The organism is Wolbachia endosymbiont of Drosophila barbarae, from assembly GCF_044752445.1.
Taxonomy (GTDB): domain Bacteria; phylum Pseudomonadota; class Alphaproteobacteria; order Rickettsiales; family Anaplasmataceae; genus Wolbachia; species Wolbachia pipientis.
Genome location: NZ_JBIXJM010000164.1, coordinates 1 through 1442 on the forward strand (window position 1 = coordinate 1; position 1442 = coordinate 1442).

The following is a 1442-nucleotide window of genomic DNA, read 5'->3' on the forward strand; positions in this document are numbered from 1 at the left end:
ACCTCCTTATCATCTTCTATCCTTATCTTATCACATCCGGACTTCTATGAAAAGAGCTATACATCATCATATGATAGCTTTGTTGTGTAACACTTTACATACTTTTGCTTATCATGCACTAAATCACCTGACTCCCTTTCTAGTTCCACAAATTTCGTTTTTTTCTGACATTCCTTCATTTTTATTAAATCCTTATCTAGTGATATTGAAACTGGCAACGTATTTCCAGCATATTCTTTAGCTAAAAGTTCACTTTGAGGATACATTTTTATTTCCCTGCCAAAATGTGAGTCTATGAAATTATTACTCCAAAATTTATCGCCAGAATGCACGTACTCATCAGTAGCATACGGCACCCCACCATAATTGCATTGAACTTTGTAATCTCCAACACCGTTGTTTTGAAAAAAATCATGAATAGCAGTGTAGCTACCGGCAGCATCATTTATATAATCCATTACTTTATTCCTTAAATTTTTAGTTCATTATATCATAATCATTATGCCAATCAATCAAAAAAGCTCTCCCTTGCTGTTTTTAAAACTGATTTTGAGCAAGCGCTCTCGATTAGTTGGGAGCGTATTTGTAAGATTGTGACATTCGTGCCTCCCAGTTTTTCACATACTGCTGAGTCAATTCAGGATAATCTGTAATAATTAATAAATTTTCAGCATTTCCTTTTTTAGCTGTCTTACTAAGGTTAAATGACCCTGTGATGACTTTTTGATTGTCAACAATCATTATCTTATTATGAGCAATCTTTGGCTTATCATCGATCCAAATTGGTACTCCACCTGAAAATAATTCATTTATAACACTATATTTTGAGTAGAGTTGCGATTTATCTAAGATGACTTTAACATCAACACCGCGTTCTTTAGCATTAATCAAAGATTTTGCAACTGTTCCAAGAGTAAATGTATATTCTTGAACTAAGATAGATTTTTTAGACTGATCTATTACGTTGATTATCGGTACAGCACAATCTTCTCCAGGTGAAAAGCAAACCGTAGCTTTTGGGCAGGGCGAAAATATAAAACCCGCATAGTAATACAGAGAAAAACACATTAACAAGAATAAAAAGTGAAAAAGCCTCACAACAACCCACCCCCGGATATACGGCGATAGGCTACATTATAATTTAATCACCTGTCAATAGACTTCTTGCATAGTTTTTGGCAACAACCGTTAGAAACGAAAAAACTTACTTGACAAACTCCGCCAGCCCCCTTATCATGAAACTGAAGGTATTCAGTTATCTTCATCTGTGCACCTTATGTCTTCACAATATTTCTAGGTTTTTACCTACACAAGCTGAAACGCGCTTATAAGTCGTTTAAGACAGTATAGTACGCCAATTTGCAGGATTAGGGAGTGACAACTAGCTAACACGGGGTTTCTTTTGCCTTTTTTTCTGCTTAGTAAATTTCTTAAACATTTAA

Annotated in this window: 2 protein-coding genes; both read right to left on the bottom strand. The window is 34.8% G+C overall.

Going from position 1 to position 1442, the window contains the following annotated elements; genetic code table 11:
• Positions 1 to 56: 56 nt before the first annotated feature.
• Positions 57 to 458: a hypothetical protein gene (locus ACIPNH_RS03160; RefSeq protein ID WP_400771689.1), complete on the bottom strand. Its 402-nt coding sequence runs from the start codon at positions 456 to 458 to the stop codon at positions 57 to 59.
• 109 nt (positions 459 to 567) lie between these two features.
• The gene (locus tag ACIPNH_RS03165) at positions 568 to 1098 is read right to left on the bottom strand and encodes a phospholipase D family nuclease (RefSeq protein WP_400771691.1); all 531 of its coding nucleotides are present in this window, start codon (positions 1096 to 1098) and stop codon (positions 568 to 570) included.
• Positions 1099 to 1442: the final 344 nt, after the last annotated feature.